Here is a 21936-nt window from a genome sequence, read left to right on the forward strand (position 1 = left end):
AACCCATGACCGCGCTTATGGGAACGGGGCGGCTGGGGCCGGCGGAACGCCACGCGGCCCTGTCGCAGATGGCGGCGCAGGAGCTCGACGTCGTGGTGGTCGGAGGCGGCGTGGTGGGCGCGGGCGTCGCGCTCGACGCCGCCACGCGGGGGCTCACCGTGGGGGTCGTGGAGGCGCGCGACTACGCCTCGGGCACCTCGTCGCGGTCGTCCAAGCTGATCCACGGCGGGCTGCGCTATCTCGAACAGCTCAACTTCGACCTGGTCAGAGAGGCGCTCCAGGAGCGGGCGCTGCTGCTGCAGCGCATCGCCCCCCACCTGGTGCGGCCGGTGCCGTTCCTGTTCCCGCTCACCCACACGGGCTGGGAGCGGCCCTACGTCGGCGCGGGCCTGGTGCTCTACGACTCGCTGGGGTTCTCGTTCGGGTTCACCCGGGGCGTGCCGGGCCACCGGCACCTGTCGCGCACCCGCGCGCTGCGGCTGGCCCCGGCGCTGCGGAAGACCGCGTTCAAGGGGGCCGTCCAGTACTGGGACGCCCAGGTCGACGACGCCCGCTACGTCATGACCCTGCTGCGCACCGCCGCCACCTACGGCGCCCACGTCGCCTCCCGCACCCAGGTCGTGGGCTTCCTGCGCGAGGGGGAGCGGGTCACCGGGGTCCGGGTGCGCGACCTGGAGACCGGCGAGGAGATCGACATCAGGGCCCGGCAGGTCGTCAACGCCACCGGGGTGTGGACCGACGACATCCAGGAGCTCGTCGGCGGGCGGGGGCAGATCCACGTCAAGGCGTCCAAGGGCGTGCACCTGCTGGTGCCGCGCGACCGCATCCACTCGCTGACCGGGATCATCCTGCGTACCGAGAAGTCGGTGCTCTTCGTGATCCCGTGGGGGCGCCACTGGATCATCGGCACCACCGACACGGCCTGGACCCTCGACCTGGCCCACCCGGCCGCCTCCCGGACCGACATCGACTACGTCCTCGACCACGTCAACGAGGTGCTGGCGGTCCCGCTGACGAGAGACGACGTCGAAGGGGTGTACGCCGGCCTGCGGCCGCTGCTGCGGGGCGAGTCGGAGCAGACGTCCAAGTTGTCGCGCGAGCACGTCGTCGCCCACCCGGTGCCGGGGCTGGTGCTGGTCGCGGGCGGCAAGTTCACCACCTACCGCAAGATGGCCGCCGACGCCGTCGACGCGGTGGTGCACGGCCTGGCCACCCGGGTGCCGCCCTCGTGCACCGACACCGTCCCGCTCGTGGGGGCCGAGGGCTACCAGGCCCGCTGGAACTCCCGCTACCGGCTGGCCCAGCAGTCGGGCCTGCACGTCGCCCGCATCGAGCACCTGCTCCAGCGCTACGGCTCGATGATGGACGAGGTGCTGGGCCTCATCGAAGACGACCCGAGCCTGGCCCGCCCGCTGACCGGCGCCGACGACCACCTGCGGGCCGAGATCGTCTACGCCGCCACCCACGAGGGCGCCCGGCACCTCAACGACGTGCTCAGCCGGCGCACCCACATCTCGATCGAGACCTTCCACCGCGGCCTGGCCGTCGCCGAGGAGGTCGCCCAGCTCCTCGCGGGTCCGCTGGGCTGGGACGACGACCAGGTCAAACGTGAGGTGGAGTACTACACCAAGCGGATCGAGGCCGAGCGCGCCGCCCAGGAGACCGACACCGACCAGGAGGCCGACGCGATCACCATCGGCGCGCCCGAGATCGTCCCGGTGGCCGCGCCCGACCGCAAACCCGTCTAGAACTTCACCCAGGCCCGGTCGGCCAGGCTCGCCTTGTCGCTGATCTTGATGCCGAGGTCGGAGAAGGTCCAGACCGTGTCGCCGATGATCGCGCTGCGCCTGATCGACGGGTCGAGCGGCAGGTTCGGGTCGCCCGGCTTCGGATGAGTGATCACGCCGGCCTTCTCGATCGTGTCGCCGATCTTCAGCACGAGCGCCTGCGAGCCGTCGTAGTAGTCGGCCCCCCAGGTGGCCAGCGGGATCAGGGCCAGGCCGTCCTGCGGCCAGTAGAGGAAGGCGTGCGGGTCCCATTCGGCCTGGGTGGCCGAGTCCTCCTGGTGGTAGCGCGACAACACCGCCGGGGCGCCCGGGTCGCGGACGTCGAACAGCGAGACCTGGGTGCCCTTCGTCCGGCCCCGGGTGTCGGCCTCCTGGCCGACGCCGATGAGGCGGCCCTCGCCCGCCGGGTGCAGGTAGGCGGAGAAGCCGGTGATCTTCAGCTCGCCGGTGACCTTCGGGGTCTGCGGGTCGCGCAGGTCGAGGGTGTAGAGCGGGTCGACCTGGCGGAAGGTGACCATGTAACCGACCGGGCCGATGAACCGCACCGAGTAGATGCGCTCGCCCTTGCCCAGCCCGGTCACCTGACCGGTCTCGGCGAGGGTGTCGGCCTTCAGGACGTAGACGCCGCTCTCCGACTTCTGGTCCTGGTCGCGCGGGGTCGTGGTGGTGGCGATGCGCAGGTGGCCGTCGTACTCCGACATCGAGTACTGGTTGAGCAGCCGCCCGGGGACCGCGCCGGAGGCGACGTAGCGGGGCACGCCGGTGCCGGTCACGTCGAACCGGTGGATTTCGGTGCGCTCAGGCTGGACGGCCTCCTCCACCGTGTCGTCGCGCGGGGAAGGCGAAGGGCTGATGACCTCGGCGGTCGGGACGACCTTCTCGGCGTCGCTCGGCGTCGGCTGCGCCTCGGGGGCGATCTTGCCCGGGTCGGGGATCTGGGTCGGCATGTCCGGGTCGGGCGAGGGGGCCACGGGAGACGCGGGGGCCGCCTCGGGGATGGGCGCCGGGGCGACGTCCACGGCGATCGGCATCGGGAAGAAGCCGCCCCACCAGAACGGGTTGCTCGTCACGTAGAGGCTGTCCTGGGTGCCGTAGACGGTGTCGCCGTCGGCCGCGACGCTGATCGGCTCGGTGGTGCCGAACGAGCCGTTCAGGTCGAGGGTGTGGACGGTCACCAGCGACCGGCCCGTGAACTCGGCCGGGTGGCTGACGTTCTCGCACTTCACGGCGCCCTGCGTGACCTGGCCGTTCGACTCGATCTCGAACTTGGGCAACCAGGCGTCGAGGGGCGCCGTCCGGTACGTCTCCTTGACCGCCTCCAGCATCTCCTTCTGGGTGGCCGAGCTGTCGTACTCGGGCAGCGGCACCTTCGGCTCGCTGCGCACCACGATCCGGACCGTGGTGCCGACCATGCGCGCGTCGACGTGGATCGCGTTGGCCGGGGACATGCTGCCCAGCACCCTCGGGGTGCCGGAGAGGTCGACCATGACGTAGCGCGGCGCGGCCAGCATCTCGGGGCGGATCGCCGAGCGGGCGGTGGCGGCCGGGACGTACCCGCCGTTGTTGAACAGCACCAGCGCCCGGTCGCCGGCCACCAGCAGGTTCGCCTCGGCCCACGACTGGTCGTCGGCGACGAGCCGCAGGGTGCCGGTCACCTTGCCGGAGGCCGCGTCGAGCACCCGCAGCACACCCCGGTTGACCGTGACGACCCGTTCGCCGTCGGTCTTGACCAGGTCGGGCTCGTCGACCCCGGCCTCGTGGACGTTGGTCGTCGAGTGGGTCTGCGCGCCGGCGGCCGCGGTCGACCTGGCGCCGTCGGCCGCCTCGGCCATCGCCATGGGCAGCACCTGGAAGGCCTGGGCGTGCTCGACCGCGGCCGCGCGCAGCTCTTCGAGCATGCTGTCGCAGTCGTCGAACGCGACCAGCTTGATGTTCGACGTCAGGTTGATCGGCGTCACCGGATCGGGTGACGGGGCGGCGCCCGAGGTGCAGGCCGTCGCCAGCAGGGCAATCGCGATGGCGCCCGCCACGCGAATCGAGGTGGTCATGCCCACAAGACGGATCGGCGGCCGCCTCGGTTCGGGCGTCAGTCGCGCCGCAGGTAGGCGCTGCGGAAGTAGAGCTTGTCCATCGCCGCGTCGGTGGCCCTGATCAGCGTCTGGGTCTCGGCGCCCGTCAGGTCGGTGACGACCACGGCGTCCTCGTCGTCGTCTCCGGTGGCGGTGCAGAAGACATGGGTGGTGTCCCACCAGCCCAGCACGGTGTCGCAGCCCGACTCGAACTCGTTCAGCACCGTGCCGGTCGCGGTGTCCCAGACGCACAGGGTCACCGTCTTGGCGGCGCAGGTGGCCACGAACGCGCCGCCCCCGGCGGTGAACAGGTCGCGCGGGTCGGTCAGGTCGCCGCCGATCTCCGGGAGGGTCTTCAGCTCCTTGCCCGCCAGGTCGAAGACGTGGGGCACGCGGCCCGTCTTGTCGGCGAAGATCGCCGCCACCGTGTCGCCGTCGCCGGTCCAGGCGAACGCGGCGTCCTCGGTCAGGCCGGGCACCTCGACGATCCGGGCGGTCTCGGTCTGCACGTCGACCACGACGAAACCCCTGGTCGTCGTCTTGTCGCCGACCTTCTTGCGCATGGTCAGCAGGATCTTCGAGCTGTCGGGCGACCACTGGACGTAGTTGGTGGTGAGCGGCTTCTTGACGGTCGGCACGGTCACCGTCGAGCCGCTCGACACGTTGGTGATCTTCAGCGAGTCGCGGTCGTCGGAGTCGTACTCCCACGGGATGCCGGCCAGCCGGTCGGCGGTGGGGCTGGGGGCGGCGTCGACGTAGGAGTGGCGGGTGAAGGTCGCCTTGCCGGGTTCGCGGACGTAGGCGTCCCACTTCTCGCGGTCGACCCAGAAGATCGACAGGTACGCCGGGTCGTCGGGCCGCTCCAGCGCCACCGCCGTGGTGTCGTCCATGTCGATGGTGATCGGCCGCTCGGCGCTCGGGGACGGCGGGGGCGGCGCCGCCGCCGAGGTCGTCGCGGGGCTCGTCGCGGGGGACGGGGGCGGGGCGTCGCTGGAGGTGGCGGCCCACACGCCGCCGATCGCCGCGATCACCGCCAGCGCGGTCGCCCCCGTGACCACGGCCAGCGTCGGGAACTTGCGCTTCTGCCGGAAGACCTGCGGGACCGTCGAGCGGGCCGTCGCCGGGTCGCTGACCAGCAGCCGGTCGATCACCTGGCGCGTGGTCGGGCGCAGCGCCGGATTCTTGTTCAGGCAGTCGAGCAGGATGCCGCGCAGCGGCTGGGGCACGTCACCCAGGTCGGGCGGCATGCGCAGCACCCGGTTGATCACGGCGGGCATGGTGTCGTTGCCGAACGGCGCCCGGCCGGTCGCGGCGTAGGCGATCGTGCCCGCCCAGGAGAACAGGTCGGCGGCCGGCCCGACCGGCCCGCCGGCGAGCTGCTCGGGGGCCATGTAGGCGGGGGTGCCGATCATCGTCGAGGTCAGCGCCGTGTGGCTGCCCAGGGCCTTGCTGATGCCGAAGTCGATCACGCGGGGGCCGTCGGACCCGAGGATCACGTTCGGCGGCTTGAAGTCGCGGTGCACGATCTCGGCCTGGTGGATCGCCGCCAGCGCGGTCGCGGTGCCGATCGCCAGCCGGTGCAGCGAACTGCCCGTACGCGGCCCGCCGCGCGGGATCGCCTGGGCCAGCGACTCGCCCTCGATGTACTCGCTCACGATGTAGGGCCGCTGGTCTTCGGCGCCGACGTCGATCACCTGGGCGGTGCAGAACGGCGCCACCCGCTTGGCCGTGCTGACCTCCTGGAGGAACCGCCGGACCATCGTCTGGTCCTGCGCCAGGTCGGGCCGCAGCCACTTGATCGCCACGCGTTCGCCGTCGGATCCGGCCCCCAGGTAGACGATGCCCTGACCGCCTTCTCCGAGGACCGCCTCCAGCCGGTAGCCGCCGAGCACAGGGGGGTCGGACGGGCGTAGGGGAGTCGCCATGATTCGAATTGTGGCCCATGACCTGGGTCGGGCGGACATTGCGAATTGACCGTACCCGCCGGTAGTCATGAGCTTCGCTCCGGAATAGTCTCGCGAGTATGGCTGGTGAACTCCGGGTGCCCGACCCCTCGCTGCTCGACCGTCTCCTGCGTCACGTCACGTCGGAGGGCAAGACGCAGACCGTGGTCGCGCCCTTCACCGGGGCTCCGCTGGCCGAGGTGCCGATCTCGTCGGCCGACGACGTGCGCCGGGCCTACCGGCAGGCGCGCGAGGCCCAGGCGGCCTGGGCCGAGCTGCCGGTCAAAGACCGGATCAGGCCGTTCGAGCGGCTGCACGACGCGATCCTCGACCGCCGCGCCGACCTGCTCGACGTCATCCAGTGGGAGACCGGCAAGGCCCGCAGGCACGCCTACGAGGAGGTCCTCGACGTCGCCGCGAGCAGCCTCCACTACGTGCGGAAGGCGCCCGGCCTGCTCGCGCCGCGCGCCCGCCGGGGCCCGTTCCCGCTGGCCACCCGGACCGTCGAGGTACGCCACCCGCGCGGCGTCGTGGCGTTCATCAGCCCGTGGAACTACCCCCTGTCGCTGGGCGTGAGCGACGTCGTGCCGGCGCTGATCGCCGGGAACGCGGTCGTCCACAAACCCGACACCCAGACGCCGCTGTCGACCCTGTGGACCATCGACCTGCTCACCGAGCTCGGCATGCCGCCCGAGATCTGGCAGGTCGTCGTCGGCGACCCCGCCGACGTCGGCGAACCCCTGATCGACGAGGCCGACTACGTCGCCTTCACCGGCTCGACCCGGGCCGGGCGGGGCGTCGCCGAGGCCGCCGCGAAGCGGCTCATCGGCTGCTCGCTGGAGCTCGGCGGCAAGAACCCCATGATCGTCTTGGACGACGCCGACGTCGACCGCGCCGCCGCCGGCGCGATCAGGGCCTGCTTCACCAACGCCGGCCAGCTGTGCGTCTCGATCGAGCGCCTCTACGTCCACGACGCCGTCTACGACGCCTTCGCCGAGCGGTTCGCCCGCCAGGTCGCGAACATGAACATCGGCCCCGGCCACGACTGGGCCACCCAGATGGGCTCCCTCACCTCCCAGCGCCAGCTCGACGCCGTCACCGCCCACGTCGAGGAGGCCGTCGAGAAGGGCGCCACGGTCGTCACGGGCGGCAGGGCCCGCCCCGACCTGGGCCCGTTCTTCTACGAGCCGACCATCCTCGAGAACGTCACCGACGACATGGCCCTGTGCCGCGCCGAGACCTTCGGCCCGGTCGTCGCCCTCTACCGGTTCGGCACCATGGCCGAGGCGCTGGAGCTGGCCAACGACACCCTCTACGGCCTCAACGCCTCCGTCTGGACCGGCGACCCGGCCAAGGGCCGCGCCCTGGCGTCGCGGATCAAGGCGGGCACGGTCAACATCAACGAGGGCTACGCCTCGGCGTACGGGTCGTTCGACTCCCCGATGGGCGGGATGAAGAACTCCGGCCTGGGGCGGCGGCACGGGAACGAGGGGCTGACCAAGTTCACCGAGAGCCAGACGATCTCCTCCCAGGCGGCCTGGCTCGGCTTCGACCCGATCCTCGGCCTGTCCTACGAGACATATGCGGACACCCTGGTCACCCTGCTCAAGGCGATGAAGCGGTTGCACCTTAAGTAGACTGGCGCTACCGCCGGTTCATCTTCAGGGAGTCCTCCTGTGTCAGAGTTCGACACGGTTCTGGTCGTCGACTTCGGGGCGCAATACGCCCAGCTGATCGCACGCCGGGTACGTGAATGCCAGGTCTACTCCGAGATCGTCCCCTCGACGATGCCGGTGGCGGAGATGCTGGCCAAGAAGCCCAAGGCGATCATCCTCTCGGGCGGGCCCTCCTCGGTCTACGCCGAAGGCGCCCCGGCCGCCCCCGCCGGGCTGTTCGAGACCGGCGTGCCGACGTTCGGCATCTGCTACGGCTTCCAGGTCATGGCCCAGGCCCTCGGCGGCACGGTGTCCAAGACCGGGATCGCCGAGTTCGGCCGCACCGACCTGACCGTCGTCGAGCCGGGCCGCCTTTTCGGCGCGCTGCCGGTCTCCCAGCAGGTCTGGATGTCCCACGGCGACGCCGTCAGCCAGGCCCCCGAGGGCTTCACGGTCACGGCCTCGACCGGCGAGACCCCGGTCGCCGGGTTCGAAGACCCCGCCCGGGGCTTCTACGGCGTGCAGTTCCACCCCGAGGTCATGCACACCGACCACGGGCAGAAGGTGCTGAAGGCGTTCCTCGACGCGGCCGGCTGCCGCCCGAGCTGGACGATGCTGAACATCGTCGAAGACGCCGTCGACGCCGTGAAGGCGAAGATCGGCGACGGCCGGGCCATCTGCGCCCTGTCGGGCGGGGTCGACTCCGCGGTCGCCGCCGCGATCGTGCAGCGCGCCATCGGCGACCGGCTGACCTGCGTCTTCGTCGACCACGGGCTGCTGCGCAAGGGCGAGGCCGAGCAGGTCGAGCGCGACTTCGTCGAGATCACCGGGGTCAAGCTCCGGGTCGTCGACGCCGCCGAGCGGTTCCTCAAGGCGCTGTCCGGGGTGACCGACCCCGAGGAGAAGCGCAAGATCATCGGCCGCGAGTTCATCCGGGTCTTCGAAGACGAGCAGCGCGCCATCCTGGCCGACGGGCCGGTCGACTTCCTGGTCCAGGGCACCCTCTACCCCGACGTCGTCGAGTCGGGCGGCGGCACCGGCACCGCCAACATCAAGAGCCACCACAACGTCGGCGGCCTGCCCGACGACCTCCAGTTCGACCTGGTCGAGCCGCTGCGCGCGCTGTTCAAAGACGAGGTGCGGCGCGCGGGCGAGCAGCTCGGTCTGCCGGCCGCGATGGTGTGGCGGCAGCCGTTCCCGGGTCCGGGGCTCGGCATCCGGATCATCGGCGAGGTCACCCAGGACCGGCTCGAGATCCTGCGCGAGGCCGACGCCATCGCCCGCGAGGAGCTGACCCGCGCCGGGCTCGACCGCGACATCTGGCAGTGCCCGGTCGTGCTGCTGGCCGACGTGCGGTCGGTGGGCGTGCAGGGCGACGGCCGCACCTACGGCCACCCGATCGTGTTGCGGCCGGTGAGCTCCGAAGACGCGATGACCGCCGACTGGTCGCGGGTGCCCTACGACGTGCTGGCCCGCATCTCCACCCGGATCACCAACGAGGTCCGCGAGATCAACCGCGTCACCCTCGACGTCACGAGCAAGCCGCCGGGCACCATCGAGTGGGAATAGTCGTGGTCGGGGTAGATTGGCCCCGGTGACCACGTCTAACCGCCTGGCCTGGCTTGACGCGTTGCGCGGCATTGGCGCGCTCGCCGTGGTGGCCGAACACCTGCTCCCGTGGGTCTATCCGCCGCTCCGGCCGACCTTCATGAACATCGGCATGTACGGCGTGGTCGTGTTCTTCCTGGTCAGCGGCTACATCATCCCCGCCTCGCTGGAGGGGCGGGGAGACGTGCGGGCGTTCTGGACCAGCCGGTTGTTCCGGCTCTACCCGCTCTACCTGCTGGTGTGCGCCATCGCGCTGCTGGTCGGGTTGTGGGTGCCGATCCGCGAGCAGGTGCCGCGCGACGCCTCCGGGGTGCTCGCGCACGTCTCGATGCTGCTCGACGTCGTCCACGTGGGCGGGCTGGCCGACCCGATGTGGACGTTGTCGTACGAGATGGTGTTCTACCTCGTCGTGACGGCCCTGTTCGTGAAGGGCGTGCACCGGTTCAGCGGGTGGTACGCCGTCGCCTTCGGCGCGCTCGCGGTGGTCGCCGGGCTCGTCATCGGCGCGCCGTGGTTGCCGGGGCCGTGGCCCGCCGTCGTGTCGGGCGTGGTCTTCGCGATCGGCATGGCAGGGCTGTTCAGCGGGCGGTTCCAGACGGCCGCCGCGCTGGTCCTCGGCGTCATGGCGCTGGTGCTGCTGATCGGGTCGTCCTACGTGCCGTGGTTCGGGGCGGCGATCCTCGCGATGATGTTCACCGGGACCGCGATCTACCGCTGGGAGAAGGGCACCGGCCCGCTCTGGCCGGTGTTCGCGGCCGCCGCGCTGGTCGCGCTCAGCCCGGCGTGGGCCATCGCGGCGGGCTGGTGGTGGGTGCAGCCGCCGGTGTGGATCACCACGCTGGTGCTGGCCGGGGCCACCTTCTGGGCCGGGCGGGCGCTACGCCACCGCGCGCTGCCGAAGGTGTTCGTCTGGCTCGGGCTGATCAGCTACTCGGTCTACCTCGTCCACCACCCGATCCTGCGCATGGTGCCGATCGTGTTCGGCCACATGATGTCCAAGCCGGTGTGGGAACGCGCGCTGCTGGCCGCCGGCTATCTCGTCGTGCTGCTGCTGGTCAGCTGGGCGACGTACACATGGGTCGAGGCGCCCGCCCAGCGACTGGGCAGGCGCCTCGTGAAGAAGCGTCAGACCTCGCCGGCGGGCTGGCCGCCGAACGGGTCGTCCTCGTCCTCGAGCAACTGGCCGTCGTCGTCGCTGCCCTCGGGCGCGGCCGGCGGTTCGGGGTAGGACTGGCCCGGCGTCAGCTTGACCCCTTCGAGCAGGGTCGACGCCGTGACGAAGTGGTAGCCCTGCTTCTTCAGCGTGGCCAGCACCTTCGGCATCGAGTCGACCGTCTGCTTGACGGTCTCGTGCATCAGGACGACCTCGCCGCGCCCGGCCACTTCGAGGGCCTTGGTGGTCAGCAGGCCGACGTCGCGGTTGGCCGCGACCCAGTCGCCGGTCGAGGTGGTGCCGGGGATCAGCACCATGCCGAACTTGGCGGCGATCTCGCGCACGGTCTCGTCGGTCAGGCCGCCGGGGGCCCGCATCACGGTCGGGGCCTTGCCGATGACCTTCTTGATCAGCTTGTGGGTCTCGTTGACCTGGTCGTAGACCTCGGTGCGGGTCAGCTCGGTCAGCCACGGGTGCGACCAGGTGTGGTTGCCGATCTGGTGGCCGGCCTTGGCGATGTTCTTCAGCAGCGTCTGGTGCTTGTTCACCTCGCGGCCGATCACGAAGAACGTGGCCTTGGCGTCGTACTTCTTCAGGGTCGCCAGCAACCTGGTCGTATAGGGCCCCGGGCCGTCGTCGAAGGTCAGCGCCAGGCACTTGTGCGTGGCGCAGAACGGCTTCTTGGGGGCCTTCTCAGGCTTCGCCGCGGCGGGTGCGGCGGGCAGGGTCACCACCAGCGCTAAGGCGGCGAGGGTGGGGATCAGACGGCGCATCACAAACTCCTCGGGGATCACTCAAGCCCGAAGCGTAACGCCTGTTATTGGGAGTTCTCTGAGCCTGTCTCATCCGGTTATGCGGCGGACGATCGATCCGGGCAGCCGGGTCAGCTGTCCGAGGATGCCCGGCACCCAGACCACCTCCGACTTCGCCCGCAGGCCGTCGAGCACCGCGCCGGCCACCGTCTCGGGGCTGGTCGCGATGGCCGGAGGGGTGACGCCCCTGGTCAGGCGGGTGCGCACGAAACCGGGCCGGACCACCATCACGTGGACGCCGGAACCGCGCAGCGCCTCTGTCAGGCCGCGGGCGAAGGCGTCGAGGCCCGACTTGGCGGAGGCGTACAGGAAATCGGCGGCGGACGGGCGGCCCGCCGAGACCGACGAGAAGACCACGAGCGCGCCGTGGGTCTGCCGGCGCATCGCGTCGGCGCACACGATCGCGGCGGTCATCGCCCCGACGTAGTTGACCATCGCCACGTCGGCGGCCTTCAGCGGGTCGAGGTCGGCGTCGCCGAGCAGGCCGCAGGCGACCAGCGCGACGTCGACGTCGCCCTCGGCGAACACGTCGCCGATCACCTTGGCGTGCTCCTCGACCCGGAACGCGTCGAAGTCGGCCGTCTCCACGGTCGCGCCCGCCTCGGCCAGCCGGATCGCCGCGGCCTCGCGGGCCGGCGAGGGCCGCCCGGCCAGGATCACCCGCCGCACCCGGCGGCGGACCAGCCGCATCGCGGTCGCCATCGCGATGTCGGACGCCCCGCCGACCAGCAGCAGGCTCTGCGGTTCGCCGAACGCGTTCTTCACAACGACAACCTCCTGGCGAGATCTGACTGGAAGACCAGGCGCGGATCGAGCTCGCGCCGCCGCTCACGGAAGGCGGTCAGCGCCGGATACATCACCGGCAGCAGTTCGGGCCGCAACCGCGAGTCCTTGGCCAGGTAGACCCGCCCGCCCGCCTCGGCCACCAGTTCGTCGAGCCGGTCGAGCAGCCAGGCCAGGCCCTTGGTGGTGGTCGGGAAGTCGAGCGCCAGCGACCAGCCGGGCGTCGGGAACGACAACCAGCCGCCGCTGCCCGGCCCGAACCGCTTGAGCACGGTCTGGAACGACGCCGCGTGGCTGCGCCTGATCCGCTCGACGATCTTCATGAGGGTCTGCTCGGCGCCCAGCGGCACCACGAACTGGTACTGCACCAGCCCGCGCGGCCCGTAGAGGCGGTTCCAGTGACCCACCCGGTCGAGCGGGTGGAAGAACGACGCCAGCGGCCTGACCTGCACCGACTCGCGTTTGGTGGTGGTGTAGAGGCCCCGGTTGACCAGGCCCATGGTGTGCCGGTTCAGCAGCCCGACCGGCAGGAACCCCGGGCCCGACTCGAACCCGCGGGCCCGGAACGAGCGGGCCGCGCCCTGGCGCGCGTGGTCGGCGCCCTCGACGACGCCCCGGCCCTGCCGCGACAGGCAGTCGACCCAGGCGGCGGTGTAGCGGTGGGCGAGGTCGGCCTGCGTCAGCCGCGTCATCACCGATTCGAGGTCGGGGCACTTCCAGGTGTTCACGATCATGCGGGAGGTCTCGATCGGGGTGAGCCTGATCGTCGCCTTGGTGATCACCCCGGTCAGGCCCATGCCGCCGACGGTCGCCCAGAAGTCGGGGTCGGCGGGCGTGAGCGTACGCGTCACGCCGTCGGCGCCGAGCAGGTCGAGGGCGGTGACGTGGCCGCCGAAGGAGCCGTCGGCGTGGTGGTTGCGGCCGTGGATGTCGGCGGCGACCGCGCCGCCCACGGTCACCTGCCGGGTCGCCGGGGTGACCGGCGGGAACCAGCCCTCGGGCACCAGTTCGCGCATCAGCCGGTGGAGGCTCACGCCCGCCTCGACCGTGACGTAGCCGTCGCGGACCGGCCCGATCGCGGCCAGGCCGGTCATGTCGAGCACCAGCCCGCCCGCGTTCTGCGCCGGATCGCCGTAGCTGCGGCCGAGGCCGCGCGCGATCATGCCGCGCCCGCCCGAAGCCAGCACCAGCGGGGTCAGCTCCGCCTCGGCGCCGGGCCGCAGCAACTCGGCGACGCTCGGGGAGGTACGGCCCCAGCCGGTGAGGATCGTCTTGTTCGCCATCGACTCTCTCCGTGATTGACCGATCGCGTCACGTTATCCCGGCATTCGGGGGATCGCGAGCACGCACCCGCCACGGGCGGGTGACCTGCGCCTCAAGGATGGGTCAAGAGATCGGCCGTGACTCACCGTGACCGGCAGGGTTGCGGGGTAACCGCACCGTTCCGCCCGTTGGAGTTGCCCCGGATGGCCGCCACCCTCTCGGTGATCGTTCCCGTCAGGGACGGCGAACGCCACATCGCCGACGCCCTGACCTCCCTGCGCGCCAACGCGCGGGACGACTTCGAGTTCATCGTCGTCGACGACGGCTCGGCCGACGCGACCCGGGAGATCGCCGAGAGCTTCAAGGGCGACCTGCCGGGCCTGACCGTCATCGGCAGGGACGCCTCCTCCGGCGTCTCCGCGGCCCGCAACCTGGGCCTGTCGGCGGCGGGCGGGACGTACGTCACCTATCTCGACGGCGACGACTGGTACGCCCCCGGCTACCTTCCCCAGCTCGTCACCGCCATCGACCGGCTCGGCTGCGACTTCGTCCGGGTCGACCACGTGCGGGTGACCGGCACCACCCGAGAGGTGCGCCGGGCGCCCGAACAGCGGCGCGGGGTCGTCTTCCCGGGCCGCGAGGGCATCACCGGCATGGGCCGCCTCGGCATGGTCGACTACCCGGTCGCCTGGGCCGGGATCTACCGGCGTTCCCTCGCCGGCCAGGGTCTCCTCACGTTCGACCCCACCCTGGCCACCGCCGAGGACCGGGCCTGGGTGTGGCGTCTCCACCTCCACGCCGCCACCTACGCCGTCGCCTCGCTGACCGGCGTGTTCTACCGGCGTGGCCGCAAGGCCTCGCTCACCCAGGTCGGCGACGAACGGCAACTGCACTTCATCGACGCCTACCTCGGCGTCATCCACGACCTCGACGGAGACGACCCGGAGTTCGTCCGCAAGGCGACGCACAACCTGTGCGCGCTGATCGCCTACCACCACAAGCTGCGCGGGCGGCTGCGCCCCGACGTCGCGGCCACCTTCGACACCCGGGCCACCGCCGCCCTGCGGGAAGTCCCGCCGGACGCCCTCGCGGTGGTCCTGCCGACGCTGGGCCACGCCCGCGAGAAGCTGCTCAGGAGGTTCCTTCCGTGAAAACCCAGCTCTTCTACTGTTCGACGTTGTTCGGGGCGATGACGCTGGCCGCGGCCATCGACGCCGGCCTGTTCGGCCCGGCCGGGCGGCGCGTGCTGCTCGTGTCGAGCAACGTGGCCGTACCCGAGCTGATCTCCCCCCTGCACCGGACGCCCGCCTTCGACGCGATCGGCGACCGGTTCGACCACGTGCACTTCTGGAACGAGCTGATCGCCCCCTACCACCCCGTCCGCGTCCGGGTCAGGCCCGAGCAGGGGCCGCTGCTGCGGCGGCTGCTCACCCAGCGGCTGCTCGACGGGCACGCCCCCGACGAGCTGATCGTCGAGTCGATCGGCGCCTACCCGGCGCGCGGGCTGGTGGAGATCTTCTCCGGCTGCCCGATCACGGTCTACTCCGAGGGCCTGATGAGCTACGGCCCGACCCGCGACCCGATCCCCGGCGACCTGGGGGCGCGCGTGGAGCGACTGCTCTACCTCGACCTGATCGAGGGCATGCGGCCGCTGATGCTGGCGGAGCACAAGGTCCCGGCGGTCGCGGTGCCCGACGTGGCCTTCCGCGACATCGTCGGCAAGGTCGGCGCGGTCACGCCGGTCGGCGGGCGCGGCAGGGCGCTGCTGCTCAGCCAGTACATGTCCGACGCCGGGCTCATCTCGTGGGACGACGAGCAGGCCATCCACGAGGCGATGCTGCAGGGCGTCGTCGCCCGCGGCTTCACCACCGTCCGGTTCAAGCCGCACCCGTCGGCCGGCCGCCGCCAGGTGCGCGGTCTGCGGACGCTGGCCGAGGAACTGGGCGTGCAGCTCACCGTGGTGCCCGAGTCGGTGCCGGCCGAGACCTGCTTCGCCGCCTACCGGCCCGACCTGGTCGTCGGCACCTTCTCGACCGGCCTGATCACCGCCCGGCACTACTTCGGCATCCCGGTCGCGACCGTCGGCTGCCCGCGGGTGCTGGAGCGGATGCGGCCCTACGAGAACAGCAACCGGGTCGCCGTGACGATCGTCGACGCGAGCGTGCCCGAGCTGACCCGGACCGGCGCGCTGGTGCCGGCCCCGGTCGAGCCCGACCTGCTGCCCCGGCTCGTCGAGGCCGTCGTCTACTGCGCCCAGCGCAAGCGCATGCCGCACCTGCGGGCCAGCGCAGAGGCGGTGGTCCGGGAACTGCGCAAGGACGTGCGCCGGCGCTACTTCCCGCGCCGTCTCCTGGCCCAGTACGGCCTGGTCAAGAAGGTCTCCGAGCCCTCGCTCTGGCGGCGGGCGCTGCGCTACGCACGCCGGCTGGTGGGTCAGTGAACCGGCCGGTCCTCTCGGTCGTGGTGCCCTTCCACAACGTCGCCGAGTTCCTGCCGCGCTGCCTCAACTCGCTGGCCAAACAGCGCTTCAAGAGCATCGAGTACGTCCTGGTCGACGACGGCTCCACCGACGGCAGCGCGGTCGTCGCCAAGGAGAAGGCCGCCGCCGATCCCCGGTTCACGCTCATCGAGCAGGAGAACCGGGGCCTCGGGCCGGCCCGCAACGCGGGGGCGCGGGCGGCCCGGGGCACCTACCTGGCCTTCGCCGACGGCGACGACACCCTGCCGCGCACCGCCTACGCCTCGCTCGTCGCCAGCCTGGAGGCCACCGGCTCCGACCTGGCCTGTGGGAACGTCCGGCGGATCGTCGGCGGCAAGCTGCGGCCCTCGGCCGGGCACGCCGAGGCGTTCGCCGAACCGGCCGCCGGCACCCACATCCGCCGCCGGCACGCGCTGCTCGCCGACCGGACCATCTGGAACAAGGTCTTCCGGCGCGAGTTCTGGGACCGGCACGGCTTCGAGTTCCCCGCCAGGGCCTACGAGGACTCGCCGGTCACCATCCGGGCCCACGTGCTGTCGCGCTCGACCGACGTGCTCGACGAGGTCGTCTACCACTGGCGGGTGCGCTCGGGCTCGATCTCGCAGCGGCGCACCGAACCGGCCAACGTGCTCGACCGGCTGGCCTCGATGCGCGAGGTGTCGGAGTTCCTGAACGAGCACGCGCCGCGCCTGTGGGCCAAGCACGACCTGCTGGTCACCGAGTTCGACCTGGCGTTCCTGCTGGAGTCGCTGGAGACGGCCGAGGGCGCCGAGCAGGAGGCGCTGCTCGACTCGCTGGCCGAGACCCTCGGCGTGCTGCACCCGAAGGCCATCGCCCGGCAGCCGTCGATCCGGCGGCTGGAACTGCACCTGGCCGCCAACCGGATGGTGCCCGAACTGCGCGAGGTCCGGATGTTCCGCCGCGCGTCGCTGAGCGACGCCGGCGCGGTCAGGCACGGCTGGTTCAAGCGCCGCCGCTGGTTCATGGACTACCCCTACCTGCGCGACCCGGCGAAGGGCATCCCCGACTCGGTGTACGACCCCTCCGTCGACTTCCAGCTCAAGGCGGTCGTCGACGGCGTCGAGATGGACGGCACCCGGATGACCGCCCGGGGGTACGCGTACATCACCCACCTCGACAGCTCCCGCACCACGATCGACGTGTGGTTCCTGCGCGAGGGGGTCCGGCTGCCGCTGGAGGTGAAGCGGGTGGCCCGGATGGACGCCACCGCCGACTCCGGCCAGTCGGCCACCTGCCACGACGACGCCGGGTTCGAGGCGTCGATCGACCTGGCCGACGTGCCGCCCGGCCGCTGGAACCTGCACTGCTCGGTCCGCGACGGCGAGGTCGTCAGGAAGGGCGTGCCGCAGGCCCATCCCGACACCGGGCACCGGCGCTATCCGCCCGGCGGAGTGCACCAGCCGAGCCTCACCGAAGAGGGGCTGGTGCTGCGGCGGCCGGTCAAGGACCGGGGGCACGCCTGGATCGAGTGGAGCGGCGACCGGATCGCGGTCACGACGCGCAAGAGGCAGCGGCTCGTGTTCCAGAAGGCGATCCACCGGCCCGGCGACGACGGCCGGGTCCTCATCACCCCGCCCGCCCGGGTGGGCGTCTGGCGCATCAGGAAGACGGACGGCACACCCCTTCGCCTGCGCGTGGGGGTGTCGCCGTCTCCGCGCCGGATCGGCGTGCACCTGGTGTCGTTCCGTACCGAACTCGAAGGGGAGGTCCTGGTGGTGGTGCAGCCCGCGCTGGAGGACGACGAGCGGGGCCGGTTCGCCGAACGGCGCCTGCGGGGGACCGTGCGGCACTTCAAGCGCAGCCCCATCAGGGAGACCGTCGTCTTCGACGCCTACGGCGGCCGGCTGGCCTCGTGCAACCCGCGCGCGATCTTCGAGGAGATGCGGTCGCGGGACCTGCCGCTGGAGTACGTCTGGGTCACCCGCGACGGCTCGTTCGAGACGCCGGAGGACTCCCGGGTCGTCCTGCACGGCTCCAAGGAGCACGAGCACGCGCTGGCGACGGCGCGTTACCTGGTCGGCAACCGCACCCAGCCGAACTGGTACACCAAGCCGCCCGGCCAGACCTACCTGCAGACCTGGCACGGCACGCCGCTGAAGAAGCTCGGCCACGACCTGCGCGACCTGCCGTTCCGGCGCACCGAGCTGCTCGACTGGATGGCCCGCGACGTGCCGCAGTGGGACCTGCTGATCTCCCCGAACCCGTTCTCGACGCCCATCATGCGGCGCGCGTTCGGCTACCGGGGCGTGGTGTTGTCGACCGGCTACCCCCGCAACGACCTGCTGTTCGCCGACCGCTCGGAGGCGATCAAGAGGCGGCTGGGCGTGCCTGCGGGCAAGAAGGTGGTCCTGTACGCCCCCACGTGGCGCGACGACCTCCACCGGGGCAAGAAGCGCCGCCTGTCGATGGAGCTCGACCTGGCCCGCATGCGGTTCGCGCTCAAGGACCACGTGGTGCTGGTGCGGGCGCACCACCTGATCACCGACCGGCCGAAGATCAAGGCCCCGGCGATCGACGTGACCGGCTACCCCGAGATCGCCGACCTCTACCTGGCGGCCGACGTGCTGGTCACCGACTACTCCTCGGCCATGTTCGACTTCGCCTGCACCGGCAAGCCGATGGTGTTCTTCACCTACGACCTGGAGCGCTACCGCGACACCCTGCGCGGCTTCTACTTCGACTTCACCGCCGAGGCGCCGGGGCCGCTGACGATGACCACCGACGAGACCATCGACGCCATCAGGGAGGCCGCGGTGCCCGCGGCCTACGGGACGTTCCGGCAGAAGTTCTGCCCGTGGGACGACGGGAGGGCGTCGTCCCGCGTGGTCGACCTGCTGCTCAGTGGCTCTCGAATGGCGTAGGGGTCGGGTAGTAGGCGTCGAGGAAGCGGGCCAGGGCGTTGTCCTGGTCCGCTGTCGTCGGCGCCGTGTCGTTGAGGCAGAACGCGTCGTGCTCGCGGTTGGCGAGCATGCGGCGCAGCTTGGCCGGGGTCTTCGGCAGCGCCAGGTCGACGTAGGTGTAGTCGATCTGGCCCGGCAGCGCCCGGCCCGTCAGGTAGGCGTAGTAGTGCGCCAGCGACGAGGCCGTCGAGATGTCGCTGGAGCGGCGGAACCGGCTGGCCGAGACCGTCTTGAACTCGGCCGGGAACCGCTCCTCCAGCTCGAACAGCAACGACCGGCGCAGCGCGTAGGGCACGTGCTTCATCTTCTGCGTCAGCGTGCGCCCGCACAGCTCCTCCAGCATCCGGCGGTTGTTCATGCCGGCCTGGTGGACGGGGTTGTCCTCGTTCAGGATGAACGGGACCTGGGCGATCGACGGGAAGAACCGGGTGATGCCGTTGCCCTCGAAGAACGTCTCCGGGTAGAGCACCTTGCCCAGGAAGAAGTCGTCGTTCAGGTAGAGGAAGTGCTCCGACAGGCCCTCGATGTGGTGCAGCCGCGACTCGATCGCGTGGCTGTTGAACACCGGCAGCACCGACTGGTCGGCGAAGATCTCCCGGTGGTCGACGATCCTGATGCGGTCGTCCTCGACCAGCCACGACGGCTTCTGCCGGTCGGTGACGATGAAGACGTTCCTGATCCAGGGCGCGTACGTCAGCAGCGAGCGCAGCGAGTAACGCAGCTCGTCGCGGCTGACGAACCGGGCGTCGGAGGTGGCCAGGTCGCTCAGGCCGCCCGTCAGGGCCAGCTCCTTGCGGGCCCGCCACTCCGGGTCGTTGCCGTCGACCCACGTGTAGACCGCGTCGATCGGGAAGTCGACGTCGTCGACCAGCCGCCGCGTGAACTCCGGGCGTGTCGGATAGACCCGCGCCGACTCCGACACCAGCCGGTTGAACAGCGACTCGGGCGCGTCGACGGTCTCCTCGTGGACGGGCACCGCCTCGCACACCCGGTTGGGCCGCGGCGCCACCAGCAGCTCGCCCTCACGCTGCCAGAACTCCAGGTCGACGCCCGACTCGGGGCCGAGCGTGAGCGTGCGCGACGGGCTCGCGTAGTAGAGCCACAGGCGCACCGCCTTGGCGTCGGCCATGTCGTTGCGGCGCAACTGCCGGATCTTGCCCAGCTCGTTGACCTTGTGCCGGCCTCCCGGCAGCCGCGCGCCGTAGACCCCGTGGCGGGCCAGTGACGTGATGGCCCTCTGCCGGTACGTCGTGCGCACCGCGATGACCGGTGGACGGCCGCGCATGGGCCGTACACAGAAGAACGGAATCGCCGATCCGGACAGTGATCGGCAGATCAGGTCGAACGTCTCCCGCGAAGCCTGCGCGGGACTGGCGTCCTGCCTGATCAGAGCCACCCTGGGCGGCATCGGCTCGCGCGCTGTCAGGCGGCTGTGAAGCTGTCGGTACAACGTAGACACCGGCATGGCTCTCCCCCCGAAGAATGCGGCGACCCTACCGGACGCCTGAGTGCGTTGGCGGGGGCTTTGCCCACGTCAGGGCAATGGTCAAGAAGTGGCAACGAGATGCTCTGGGGAGCCCAGAAGAAGCCGTTGCCGACTACCGAACGTAGTCATTCTTACGTTCATGGGGGGCTTCACGCTCGACGACATACTGGCGACGCGCAAGCCACGGGACTCCTGGTGGACCGTCTTCGCGGTCGACCCGGTCGCGTGCCGGCTCGCGCTCCTGACCGCCAACCACACCTCGATCACGCCGAACGGGCTGACCGGCCTGTCGATGCTGCTCGGCGTCGCCTCGGCCGCCTGCTTCGCCGCCGGTGAGCTCGCCGCGGGCGCGGCGCTGTTCTACCTGAGCTTCACCGTCGACTGCATGGACGGCAAGATCGCCCGGCTCAAGGGCAGCGGGACCTCGTTCGGCCTCTGGCTCGACTACGTCGGCGACCGGGTGCGCGTCGCGGGATGCGCGTTCGGCTTCGCCGCCGGCGAGGGCACCCTGGAGGCCCTGTGGCTGGCCGCCGGGATCGCGGTCCTGGACCTGTTCCGGTACGTCAACGGGCCCCAGCTCCTCAGGGTCAGGGAGGCCGCGCGCGACCGCGTGCGCGCCGCGACCGGCGGCGACCCCGTGTTCGTCGAAGACGTCCTGCTGGCCGACCCGCTGGCCGACGTCCGCGACGACGCCGTCGTCGATCTCCAGTCGGCCTTCCGCCGCAGATTCCCCTGGTTCGACCGGTTCCGCCTGTTCCTCGGGCGGCGCCGCGTCCGGACCCATCTCATGAGCGGCATCGAGTTCCACGCGGCGGTCTTCGTCGTCGCGCCCCTGTTCGGGGCGGCCGCGATGCTCTGGACCGCGCTCGCCACGGGCGCGCTGCTGGCCGCGTTCGAGGCCGCTCTCGTCTACCGCACCTGGCTGGCGGCCCGTGAGGCCGACCGGGTCGTACCGGAAAGGGTGAAAGTGCTTGTCTGATCGGCCGATCTTCATCGTCGCGTGCCCCCGCTCGGGAACCACGCTCCTCCAGCTCATGCTGCACGCCCACCCGCGCATCGCGATCCCGCCGGAGACGCGCATCCTCGTGCAGGCCTACCTCAAGCGCCGCCGCTTCGGCGACCTGCGCAACCCCGAGCGCCGCCGCGAGATGGCGCAGTGGGTCACCGGCGGCCACCGCACCCAGTTCGGCGACCTGGGCATCGACAAGCACGAGTTCATCGAGCGCGCCGTGGCCGGGCCCGGCTCGCTCGGCTCGGTCGTCGGCCTGGTCTACAAGATGTTCGGCGAGATGCACGGCAAGCCGCGCTGGGGCGACAAGCGGCCGCCGTACATCAAGCACATGGACGCGCTCATCGCGATGTTCCCCGACTGCCAGATCATCCACATCGTCCGCGACGGCCGCGACTGCGTCTCGTCGCTGAAGGAGATGCCCTGGTTCAAGGAGGACATCTACCAGGCGGTCAACCGCTGGTGCGAGGCCATCGACTTCGGCCGCAAGTGCGGCCTGGGCCCCGACAGCTACTACGAGATGCGGTACGAGGACCTGACGGCCGACCCCGAGCTCGAACTGAAGAAGCTGTGCGCCTTCCTGGGTGAGGAGTACCACCCGGCGATGAAGGAGCCGTCGAAGGTCGCCGACACGATCCCCTCGCACAAGTCGTGGCACGAGAACACCCGAGGCGAGGTCACCACCGCGCGCACCGGCACCTGGGCCACCCGCCTCGACCCCTGGGAGCTCTCGCTCTGCGAGACCGTGATGGGCGAGCGCCTCACGGCGTACGGCTACGAGTTGTCGGGCGCCCCCAAGGCCGAGCGCAAGCACGTGGCCCAGTACGAGAAGACGGCCGCCTACTGGAAGCGCCGGTACCGCAAGCGGGCCGTGACGGAGTGGTTCAACCGCTTCCGCGAGGCCGGCCCGGTCGCCGCGCAGCTCACCGACGGTCAGCGAGAGCTGTCCGGGCTGGGTTCCTGACCGG

15 protein-coding genes are annotated in these 21936 nt (G+C 71.1%); 9 read left to right on the forward strand and 6 right to left on the reverse strand.

The window, feature by feature from the left end:
• Positions 1 to 5 precede the first annotated feature (5 nt).
• Entirely contained in the window at positions 6 to 1748 is a 1743-nt protein-coding gene (locus tag AW274_RS14415; RefSeq protein WP_083974142.1) for a glycerol-3-phosphate dehydrogenase/oxidase, read from the forward strand.
• Here the strand turns inward: AW274_RS14415 and AW274_RS14420 are convergent.
• Together AW274_RS14420 and AW274_RS14425 are read right to left on the reverse strand one after the other, a co-directional pair.
• A complete protein-coding gene (locus AW274_RS14420; RefSeq protein ID WP_062432032.1) occupies positions 1745 to 3835 on the reverse strand; it encodes a beta-propeller domain-containing protein in 2091 nt (696 codons plus the stop codon). The genes AW274_RS14415 and AW274_RS14420 overlap by 4 nt on opposite strands.
• 38 nt (positions 3836 to 3873) lie before the next feature.
• Positions 3874 to 5781: a serine/threonine-protein kinase gene (locus AW274_RS14425; protein WP_198169173.1), complete on the reverse strand. Its 1908-nt coding sequence runs from the start codon at positions 5779 to 5781 to the stop codon at positions 3874 to 3876.
• A gap of 98 nt (positions 5782 to 5879) precedes the next feature.
• Here AW274_RS14425 and AW274_RS14430 point away from each other — a divergent pair, with 98 nt between their 5' ends.
• From AW274_RS14430 to AW274_RS14440, 3 genes are read left to right on the forward strand one after another with little or no spacing between them, the layout of a single operon-like run.
• Positions 5880 to 7436, forward strand: a complete 1557-nt coding sequence (locus AW274_RS14430; protein ID WP_062431456.1) for a succinic semialdehyde dehydrogenase — start codon at positions 5880 to 5882, stop codon at positions 7434 to 7436.
• Between the two features lie 39 nt (positions 7437 to 7475).
• On the forward strand, positions 7476 to 9023 hold the full coding sequence (guaA, locus tag AW274_RS14435; protein WP_062431457.1) for a glutamine-hydrolyzing GMP synthase: 1548 nt from the start codon (positions 7476 to 7478) through the stop codon (positions 9021 to 9023).
• 25 nt (positions 9024 to 9048) lie between these two features.
• On the forward strand, positions 9049 to 10290 hold the full coding sequence (locus tag AW274_RS14440; RefSeq protein ID WP_198169174.1) for an acyltransferase family protein: 1242 nt from the start codon (positions 9049 to 9051) through the stop codon (positions 10288 to 10290).
• Here the strand turns inward: AW274_RS14440 and AW274_RS14445 are convergent.
• From AW274_RS14445 to dprE1, 3 genes are all read right to left on the reverse strand, one after another.
• Positions 10188 to 10988: a polysaccharide deacetylase family protein gene (locus tag AW274_RS14445; protein ID WP_062431458.1), complete on the reverse strand. Its 801-nt coding sequence runs from the start codon at positions 10986 to 10988 to the stop codon at positions 10188 to 10190. The genes AW274_RS14440 and AW274_RS14445 overlap by 103 nt on opposite strands.
• Before the next feature lie 69 nt (positions 10989 to 11057).
• Entirely contained in the window at positions 11058 to 11792 is a 735-nt protein-coding gene (gene dprE2 / locus AW274_RS14450) for a decaprenylphospho-beta-D-erythro-pentofuranosid-2-ulose 2-reductase (RefSeq protein WP_062431459.1), read from the reverse strand.
• Positions 11789 to 13093, reverse strand: coding sequence for an FAD-binding protein (gene dprE1 / locus AW274_RS14455; RefSeq protein WP_062431460.1), 1305 nt, complete (start codon positions 13091 to 13093; stop codon positions 11789 to 11791). The genes dprE2 and dprE1 overlap by 4 nt, the downstream gene beginning before the upstream one ends.
• Before the next feature lie 183 nt (positions 13094 to 13276).
• Between dprE1 and AW274_RS14460 the strand changes: the two genes are divergently transcribed.
• From AW274_RS14460 to AW274_RS14470, 3 genes are read left to right on the forward strand one after another with little or no spacing between them, the layout of a single operon-like run.
• The gene (locus AW274_RS14460) at positions 13277 to 14224 is read left to right on the forward strand and encodes a glycosyltransferase family 2 protein (RefSeq protein ID WP_062431461.1); all 948 of its coding nucleotides are present in this window, start codon (positions 13277 to 13279) and stop codon (positions 14222 to 14224) included.
• Complete coding sequence (locus AW274_RS14465) at positions 14221 to 15513, forward strand: polysialyltransferase family glycosyltransferase (protein WP_062431462.1); 1293 nt, start codon at positions 14221 to 14223, stop codon at positions 15511 to 15513. Before AW274_RS14460 ends, AW274_RS14465 begins: the two co-directional genes overlap by 4 nt.
• On the forward strand, positions 15510 to 18434 hold the full coding sequence (locus AW274_RS14470; protein WP_062431463.1) for a bifunctional glycosyltransferase/CDP-glycerol:glycerophosphate glycerophosphotransferase: 2925 nt from the start codon (positions 15510 to 15512) through the stop codon (positions 18432 to 18434). The genes AW274_RS14465 and AW274_RS14470 overlap by 4 nt, the downstream gene beginning before the upstream one ends.
• Here the strand turns inward: AW274_RS14470 and AW274_RS14475 are convergent.
• Positions 18412 to 19869, reverse strand: coding sequence for a stealth family protein (locus AW274_RS14475; RefSeq protein ID WP_198169175.1), 1458 nt, complete (start codon positions 19867 to 19869; stop codon positions 18412 to 18414). The genes AW274_RS14470 and AW274_RS14475 overlap by 23 nt on opposite strands.
• A 229-nt stretch (positions 19870 to 20098) precedes the next feature.
• Between AW274_RS14475 and AW274_RS14480 the strand changes: the two genes are divergently transcribed.
• Positions 20099 to 20938, forward strand: coding sequence for a CDP-alcohol phosphatidyltransferase family protein (locus AW274_RS14480; protein WP_062431465.1), 840 nt, complete (start codon positions 20099 to 20101; stop codon positions 20936 to 20938).
• Entirely contained in the window at positions 20931 to 21932 is a 1002-nt protein-coding gene (locus AW274_RS14485) for a sulfotransferase family protein (RefSeq protein WP_062431466.1), read from the forward strand. Before AW274_RS14480 ends, AW274_RS14485 begins: the two co-directional genes overlap by 8 nt.
• The last annotated feature ends 4 nt before the right edge of the window (positions 21933 to 21936 follow it).

It is taken from the genome of Herbidospora daliensis, from assembly GCF_001570585.1.
Taxonomy (GTDB): Bacteria; Actinomycetota; Actinomycetes; order Streptosporangiales; family Streptosporangiaceae; genus Herbidospora; species Herbidospora daliensis.

Coding starts and splice junctions, on each gene's coding strand:
- AW274_RS14415 (WP_083974142.1), top strand. CDS start 6: ATGACCGCGCTTATGGGAACGGGGCGGCTGGGGCCGGCGGAACGCCAC.
- AW274_RS14420 (WP_062432032.1), bottom strand. CDS start 3,835: ATGACCACCTCGATTCGCGTGGCGGGCGCCATCGCGATTGCCCTGCTG.
- AW274_RS14425 (WP_198169173.1), bottom strand. CDS start 5,781: ATGGCGACTCCCCTACGCCCGTCCGACCCCCCTGTGCTCGGCGGCTAC.
- AW274_RS14430 (WP_062431456.1), top strand. CDS start 5,880: ATGGCTGGTGAACTCCGGGTGCCCGACCCCTCGCTGCTCGACCGTCTC.
- AW274_RS14445 (WP_062431458.1), bottom strand. CDS start 10,988: ATGCGCCGTCTGATCCCCACCCTCGCCGCCTTAGCGCTGGTGGTGACC.
- dprE1 (WP_062431460.1), bottom strand. CDS start 13,093: ATGGCGAACAAGACGATCCTCACCGGCTGGGGCCGTACCTCCCCGAGC.
- AW274_RS14460 (WP_062431461.1), top strand. CDS start 13,277: ATGGCCGCCACCCTCTCGGTGATCGTTCCCGTCAGGGACGGCGAACGC.
- AW274_RS14480 (WP_062431465.1), top strand. CDS start 20,099: ATGGGGGGCTTCACGCTCGACGACATACTGGCGACGCGCAAGCCACGG.